Raw genomic sequence first — 7026 nt, 5'->3', positions numbered from 1 at the left:
GCCCTGCGCACCTCCCCCACCCCCGCCTAGCCGGACCACCCGGGAAATCCGGCACGAAGCGTTCCGCCGGCGCGGATGTGCCGGGATTCAGTGGATGTCCGTGCGGAGGACGCGCAGGAAGCCCGCCGCCAGAGGGAGCACGATCCAGGCCAGGGCCGAGGTGGCCAGTTGGGCGGCTGCCGTGGGTGACATGTCGGCGTTCATCAGGGCGTTCGTGGTGGCGTTGAGGTCCAGCCAGGTGGCCAGCGTCTCCCCTGCCGTGCCGAGCCGGGCGACGAAGCCCCACAGCATGGGGCTCACCAGGCAGATGACGATCGCGGCGGGCGCGTTGAGCAGCAACAGGCCCAGAGCCAGCCCCTCCCCTGTCATGAGGACCATCGTGGCGATCCACCCCAGCAGGGCCAAGGGGTCGACGCTCCAGCGGGCCTCCCCGCCGTGTACGGCCGTCACCAGCGCCGCGACCAGAAGGGAGACCAGGCTGACCACCACGGTCGCGGACACGGCGGACAGGCACTTGGCGGCCAGCACCCGCCCCCGCCGCGGCTCCAGCGTGAACGTGGTCAGCGCCGTGCGGTGGCTCCACTCCCCCGTCATCGTCAGGACGCCGAGCACGGGCAGCAACACCCCGAGCGCGATCGCCGCCGTCCCGGCCAGGGTGAAGAAGCGCGTCTCGCCGGTCACCACGCTGCGCCCGACGACGAGCGCGAGCGACAGGACGACCAGGACGGCGCTCAGCACGAGGTTGCCGCGCGTGTCGAACAGCTTGCGCGTCTCGACCCGCAGCAGCCTGCCGAAGGGAACGCCCCGGGAGGCGCCCGTGGCCTCGGAACGGGAGGGAGTGCCGGAGGTGATCGTGGTCATGCGGGGCTCCGATCGGTGTCTGCGGTGAGGTCGAGGAAGGTCTGTTCGAGGCTGCGGCCCCGTCCGAGCTCCTCCAGGGAGCCTTGGGCGAGCACGCGGCCGCGGCCGATCATCACGATGTGGTCGGCGACCTGCTCCACCTCGTGCAGCAGGTGAGAGCTGAGCAGCACCGCGCATCCCGAGCCGGCCAGGCCGCGCAGCAGCTCGCGCATCCAGCGGATGCCCTGCGGGTCGAGGCCGTTGGCCGGCTCGTCGAGGACGAGCGCCCTCGGGTGGCCGAGGAGGGCGTGCCCGATGCCCAGCCGCTGCCGCATGCCCAGCGAGTAGCGGCCGACGGTCTGCCCGGCCTCCTTGCCGCTCAGGCCGACCAGCTCCAGCACCTCGCCGACGCGCGTGCGGGGCAGGCCGAGCAGCATGGCGCCGAGGGTCAGCACCTCGCGCCCGGTGCGGCCGGGGTGCAGCGCCCCCGCGTCGAGCAGCGTGCCGATCTCGTAGCCGGGGCGTTCCAGCTCCGCGTACGGTCGCCCGAGCACGGTGGCCGAGCCGGAGGTGGGCCGGGCCAGGCCCGCCAGGACGCGCAGGGCCGTCGACTTGCCGGCGCCGTTGGGCCCGAGGAAACCGGTGACGGTGCCGGGCCGGACCGTGAAGGACACGTCGTCCAGGGCCCGCACCCCTTTGTACGCCTTGCTGACGCGGTGGAATTCGATCACGGATCGAGTCCATCGCGAACGCGGTTGTTCCTCATCGGACCCGAGGCCAGACTTCCGGGCGGCGTTCCGGACAGCGGTCTCCCGCCCGGTAGCCCTGGGTCCACAACGGATGTCGACCATGGGCCATCCCGTACGCGACCTGGGCATCTGAAGGGCGGGCCGGCCGGTCTCTAGGCTGGAGCCCGTGCACGACCACCCCGACCCGCGCAGCGTCCCGTCACACCCGGCCATCGGCGAGGGCGGCCGTCGGTGGGTGCAGGAACGGCTGGGGAGCGTGCTCCGCTATCTCTTCGCCGCGCTGCCGCTGTCGCTCGCCTGCGTCGCCCTGATCACCTTCTCCGGCCGCGTTCCCGGGATCGATGAAGGTCTCCCGGGGCTGCTGGCCGACCTGGGCCTCGGCGCCGCCGGGATCGCGCTGCTGCCGTGGCGGCGGCGCCGGCCGTGGCTGGTGGCGCTGGCCACGGTGGCGCCGGTGGCGTTCTCGTCCACCGTCGTCGGCCCGGCGCTCGTGGCGATCGCGTCGCTGGCCACGCATCGCCGGTGGCGGCAGGTGGCGCCGGTCGCGGCGGTGTTCTGGCTGTTCCTGGTCGCCTCCGCCTGGTGGCACATCAGCCCGCAGGCGGCCGTGCTCTACGGCGTGGTGGGCGCCGCGCTGCTGGGCGCCGCCATCGTGTCCGGTCTGTACGTGGGCGGACGCCGCGACTGGGAGGCCGCGTGGCGGGCGGCGGAGGCGGAGGCGCAGGGGCAACGCGTCGAGCAGGCCAAACTCCAGGAGCGGCTGCAGATCGCCCAGGAGATGCACGACGTGCTGGCCCACCGGCTGTCGCTGCTGGCGATGTTCGCGGGCGGGCTGGCGTACCGGGAGAATCTGAGCACCGAGCAGACCCGCGAGGCCGCGCTGGCCGTCCAGGAGAACGCCCACCAGTCGCTCAACGAGCTGCGCGCCGTGCTCGGCACGCTGCGCCGCGAGGACGAGCGCGGCCTGGAGGCCCCGCAGCCGACGCTGGCTCACCTGGAGTCGCTGTTCGACGAGGTACGCGCCGCCGGGCAGCGCGTCGAGGTGGACGACACGGTGAAAGCGCGGGAGGAACTGCCGGCGCAGACCGGGCGGCACGCGTACCGGATCGTGCAGGAGGCGCTCACCAACGCGCGCAAGCACGCGCCCGGCCGCCCCGTGCGGGCCGAGCTGGACGGGCGGCCGGGCGGCGGGCTGCTCATCCGGGTGAGCAACCCCGCCCCGCCGCACGCGGCGGGGCCGGGTGGGCGGCTGGGGCTCGTCGGCCTGGCCGAACGCACCCGGATGGCCGGAGGCACTCTCACTCACGCCGTACGCGACGGACGGTTCGTCCTGGAAGCGCGCCTGCCGTGGGAGGCTTGACACCGTGATCCGAGTGGTGATCGTGGACGACGACCCGATGGTCCGCACGGGCCTGCGCCTCATCCTGGGCGGCGAGCCCGACCTCGACCTGGCCGGCGAGGCGGGCGACGGGCGGCAGGCCGTGGCCGTGATCCGCGACCTGCGTCCCGACGTGGTGCTGATGGACCTGCGGATGCCCGAGCAGGACGGCCTCGTCACCACCGAGTTGCTGCTCAGCCGTCCGGCGCCGCCGCGCGTGCTGGTGCTGACCACGTTCGACGCCGACGACATGGTGCTGCGCGCGCTGCGGGCGGGCGCGCACGGGTTCCTGCTGAAGGACACGCCGCCGGCCAAGATGATCGAGGCCGTGCGGGCGGTGGCCAAGGGGGAGCCGGTGCTGTCGCCGAGCGTGGCCCGGCAGGTGATCGCCGCGGCGACGGACCGGCACGAGCCCGGGCGCGAGCAGGCGGCGCGCGAGCTGGCCGCGCTCACCGACCGCGAGCGCGAGGTCGCCGTCGAGGTGGCCAGGGGCGCCTCGAACGCGGAGATCGCCCGCACGCTCTCGGTGAGCGTGGCGACCGTCAAGGCCAACATCACCCGCATCTTCGCCAAGCTCGGCACCGACAACCGCGTCCACGTCGCCATGAAGGTCCGCGACGCCGGCCTCCTCTGACGCCACCCGCCGACCCCGGTCCCGGCCCCCGCGCCGGGACGACCGCTCCAGACGGGGCCGACCGGGCGCCCGCTCGGGTGCGAGCGGCCGTCCGGCGGGGCACATGGAGGGCATGACGTCCGCCTCCTCCGCCCTCGGGAGCCCCATGCGTCACGATCGGCTGCTGTCCGCGCTGGCCGCCTGGCAGCTCCCCGTCGAGGGCACCGAGCCGCTCACCGGCGGCTTGAACTCCACCACGTGGCTGGTCCGCGCCCCCGGTGGCGTCCGCTACGTCGCCAAGCTGGCCGACACCGCCGACGCCGCCGCCTTCGCCGGCGGCCTGCGGGTGGCCGCGCGCGCCGGGCGGCGCGGCCTGGCCGGCGGCGCGCCCGTCGCCCTGCCGGACGGCCGACTCGCGGCGGAGCTGCCCGAGGGGGTGCTGGCGCTGCTGGAGTACGTCCCCGGCACGGTCCCCGACGCGGGCTCGCCGCACGACCTGCGCCGGTTGGGCGCCGTCCTGGGCAGGGCCCACCGGCTCCTGGCCGACGCCGTGGACGACCTGCCCGAGCGGCTCAGGTGGCCCTGGCCGTGGGCGAGCGCCCGCCTGCGGGAGGTGCCCATGCCGCCGCACGTGCGCCGGGCGGCCGCACAGGTGCTGGACGAGGCGCGCGAGGCCACGCCGCTGCTGCGCCTCGGCGTGGTCCACGGTGACCCGAGACTCGACGGTTTCCGCCTCAGCGGCGGCTCGTCCGCCCTGGACGGCCTGGTCGGCTGGGACGCGGTCCTGCACGCCCCGCTCCTGTACGACGTGGCGTGCGTGGCCGTGCTGACCCGCGACACCCCGCGGGCGCTGCGCCACGTGCTCGACGGCTACCGCACGGTGGACCCGGCGATCGTGCGCGACCTGGACCACCTCGACCTGTTCGTCCGGCTGCGGTGGGCGGTGACCGCCATCCACGTCGCCGGCCGCATCGCGCGCGGCGCGCTGAGGGGCGTCAGCGGCAGCCCGGAGGACAACGAGGCGGGCCTGGCGCGGGCGTACGCGGGGATGCGCGGCTGAGCGTCAGACGGCCTTGGCGAGCAGGAGGGCGATGTCGTCGCGGTCGCTGTGCGGGCACTGGGTACGGATCACCATGTCGCAGATGCGCTCGATGCCGTGCGGCGGCCCGGTCAGCAGGGCGCGCAGCTTGGCCAGCCCCTCGTCGATGTTCCACTCCCGGCCCTCGACCAGCCCGTCGGTGTAGAGGGCGAGCAGCCCGCCGGCGGGCAGGGGGAACTCGCACAGCTCGTACTGTTCGGAGCCGATGCCGAGCGGCGGGCCAGGGACCACGGGCAGCGTCTCGGCCACCCCGTCCGGCCGCACGAGCACGGGAGGCAGGTGACCCGCGCTGGCGATCTGGACCGTGCCGGCCGCCACGTCGTAGCGCGCGTACAGGCAGGTGGCGATCTGGTCCAGGTCGAGCCGGCCGGCCACCCGGTCGAGGCGGTAGAGCAGCTCGGCGGGGTCGAGGTCGAGGCTGGCCAGGGTCTGGGTGGCGGTGCGGAGCTGGCCCATGCGGGCCGGCAGCAGGCTGCTCTGCAGGGCGAGCGCGGTGCGCCGCTCCCGCGCGTACAGGCGGGCGTTGTCGATGCAGATGGCGGTGCGCGCGGCCAGTTCCTCGACCAGGGCGACGTCGGCGTCCTGGAACGCCTCGCTGGACGCCTCGCGGACGAGCACGAAGAAGCCGAGCACGTTGCCGCGCGCCAGCAGCGGCGCGACGAGGAAGGAGCAGCCGGGCAGGAGCTCCGCGATGACGTCACGGCCGAACGCCTTGGCGTTGTCGTCGCCCACGCCCTGGTCGAGCCGCGGCACCAGGACGGTCCTCGCGGTGGCCATGGCCTGGCCCTGCGGCAGGAACGGCGGGTAGACGGCCACCTCGCCGACCGGGAACGCGCGGTCCCAGTCGAAGGGGTTCTCGACCGCGACCGCGGTGGCGACCCGGCGCACCAGCGCCGTGCCGTCGTTGGGGCGCGCGGGGAACTCGCCCTCGGTGATGAGCCGCTCCTGCACCATGATGCCGCCGGCGTCGGCGCACCGCGGCACGGCCACGTCGAGCACCTCCCGGCAGGTCTGGGCCAGGTCGAGCGTGCTGCCGATGCGGGTGCTCGCCTCGTTGAGGAACGCCAGGCGTTCCTGCGAGGCGGTGGCACCGCTCAGCCGTAATCCGGCACGGCTGCGAGGATCTTTGATGAGGAACCCGGGATTCACCGACGTCCGTCCTCCGAAATGACGGGGATAACCGCGTGCCACACAATAGGGCTCCCGGCCGTCATTTCCTACGAACGAACGTTATTTCACAGCTATTTGTGGGGTTCTTTCGCATTCTCCCGCAATTGCGCGGCACTGCCGCGGACGATGAGGGTGGTGGCGAGTTCGATGCGCGTCCCGGCGGGGCCTCCCGGGTGGGTCAGGGCCTCGGAGAGCAGGCGTACGGCCTCGTTGGCCATGTCGTCGAGCGGCTGGCGGACGGTGGTGAGCGGCGGCGAGAGCATCTCGCACAGCGGCGCGTCGTCGAACCCGACCACGGACAGGTCGTGGGGCACCCGCAGGCCGCGTTCTGTGGCGGCCTGGTAGACGCCCGCGGCCTGCAGGTCATTGCCGGCGAAGATGGCGGTGGGCGGGTCGTCGCGGTCGAGCAGCTCGGCGCCGAGGCGCTTGCCGCCGCCGACGAGGAAGTCGCCGTAGCGGGTGAGCGCGGGGTCGGAGTCGACGCCGAACGTACGGTGTGCGGCGAGGTAGCCCTCGTAGCGGTCGAGCGTGCACTGCGTGTCGAGCGGCCCGCCGATGAAGCCGATCCTGGTGTGCCCGAGGTCGAGCAGGTGGGTGGTGGCCATGACGCCGCCCAGCCAGTTGGTGCAGCCGACCGTGGACAGCCGCGGGTCGCGCTGCCCCACCGGGTCGAGCAGCACGAGCGGCACGTGCAGCAGCTCCTCGACGGTCTCGATCTCGCGCTGGTCGGCCCGCGAGAGCACCAGCACGATGCCGTCGGTGCCGCGTTTGCGCAGCATGCCGATCCAGCGCCGCAGGTCGAAGTCGGAGCGCGCGGAGGAGGTGACGACGAGCGAGAACCCCCAGCGCGCCGCGGCCTTCTCCGCGCCCCTGATGAGGACCTGCGCCCACGGCGAGCCGAGCCCGTCGATGAGCAGGTCGACCAGGCCGACGCGAGGGGTGCTGGGCGCGCGCGGGGCTTCGTACCCGGAGGCTCTGACCGCTTCGAGGACCTTGTCGCGGGTCGCGGGGGACACGTGTTTCTTGCCGCTCAGGACCTTGGAGACGGTCGGCACGGACACTCCGGCGGCCGCCGCGACGTCGGCCAGCGTGGCTCGGGCCACAGGACCTCCCGTGTGCCGCGGTGCCGCCGTATCGGATGGCACCGGCTTCTCATGACTTTCGGAAAATCACGCGA

The 7026-nt window shown here is 73.9% G+C and carries 7 protein-coding genes; 3 read left to right on the top strand and 4 right to left on the bottom strand.

All coding sequences use genetic code 11. The annotated features are described in order from the left end of the window. Positions 1–87: 87 nt before the first annotated feature. Positions 88–861: an ABC transporter permease gene (locus tag E1286_RS29665; RefSeq protein ID WP_132617717.1), complete on the bottom strand. Its 774-nt coding sequence runs from the start codon at positions 859–861 to the stop codon at positions 88–90. Next, complete coding sequence (locus tag E1286_RS29660; RefSeq protein WP_132617715.1) at positions 858–1571, bottom strand: ABC transporter ATP-binding protein; 714 nt, start codon at positions 1569–1571, stop codon at positions 858–860. The genes E1286_RS29665 and E1286_RS29660 overlap by 4 nt, the downstream gene beginning before the upstream one ends. Positions 1572–1755: 184 nt before the next feature. On the opposite strand from E1286_RS29660, the gene E1286_RS29655 reads away from it, so the two are divergent. From E1286_RS29655 to E1286_RS29645, 3 genes are all read left to right on the top strand, one after another. Next, positions 1756–2949: a sensor histidine kinase gene (locus E1286_RS29655; protein WP_132617713.1), complete on the top strand. Its 1194-nt coding sequence runs from the start codon at positions 1756–1758 to the stop codon at positions 2947–2949. Between the two features lie 4 nt (positions 2950–2953). Beyond that, positions 2954–3601: a response regulator gene (locus E1286_RS29650; protein WP_132617711.1), complete on the top strand. Its 648-nt coding sequence runs from the start codon at positions 2954–2956 to the stop codon at positions 3599–3601. A 145-nt stretch (positions 3602–3746) separates the two neighbouring features. Beyond that, the gene (locus E1286_RS29645; protein WP_165969970.1) at positions 3747–4640 is read left to right on the top strand and encodes a phosphotransferase enzyme family protein; all 894 of its coding nucleotides are present in this window, start codon (positions 3747–3749) and stop codon (positions 4638–4640) included. A 3-nt stretch (positions 4641–4643) separates the two neighbouring features. Here the strand turns inward: E1286_RS29645 and E1286_RS29640 are convergent, their stop codons facing one another. Both E1286_RS29640 and E1286_RS29635 read right to left on the bottom strand, forming a co-directional pair. After that, a complete protein-coding gene (locus E1286_RS29640; RefSeq protein WP_165969969.1) occupies positions 4644–5828 on the bottom strand; it encodes a GAF domain-containing SpoIIE family protein phosphatase in 1185 nt (394 codons plus the stop codon). 92 nt (positions 5829–5920) lie between these two features. After that, on the bottom strand, positions 5921–6952 hold the full coding sequence (locus E1286_RS29635; RefSeq protein ID WP_165969968.1) for a LacI family DNA-binding transcriptional regulator: 1032 nt from the start codon (positions 6950–6952) through the stop codon (positions 5921–5923). Positions 6953–7026 lie beyond the last annotated feature (74 nt).

The sequence above is a fragment of the Nonomuraea terrae genome (genome assembly GCF_004348995.1).
GTDB lineage: Bacteria > Actinomycetota > Actinomycetes > Streptosporangiales > Streptosporangiaceae > Nonomuraea > Nonomuraea terrae.
The sequence above is the reverse complement of the archived record's forward strand: the minus strand, read 5'-3'. Positions and strand labels throughout refer to the sequence as shown.

Bases quoted from the DNA above. Each gene is read 5' to 3' on its own strand.
- E1286_RS29665 (WP_132617717.1), bottom strand. From the start codon at position 861: ATGACCACGATCACCTCCGGCACTCCCTCCCGTTCCGAGGCCACGGGC.
- E1286_RS29645 (WP_165969970.1), top strand. From the start codon at position 3,747: ATGCGTCACGATCGGCTGCTGTCCGCGCTGGCCGCCTGGCAGCTCCCC.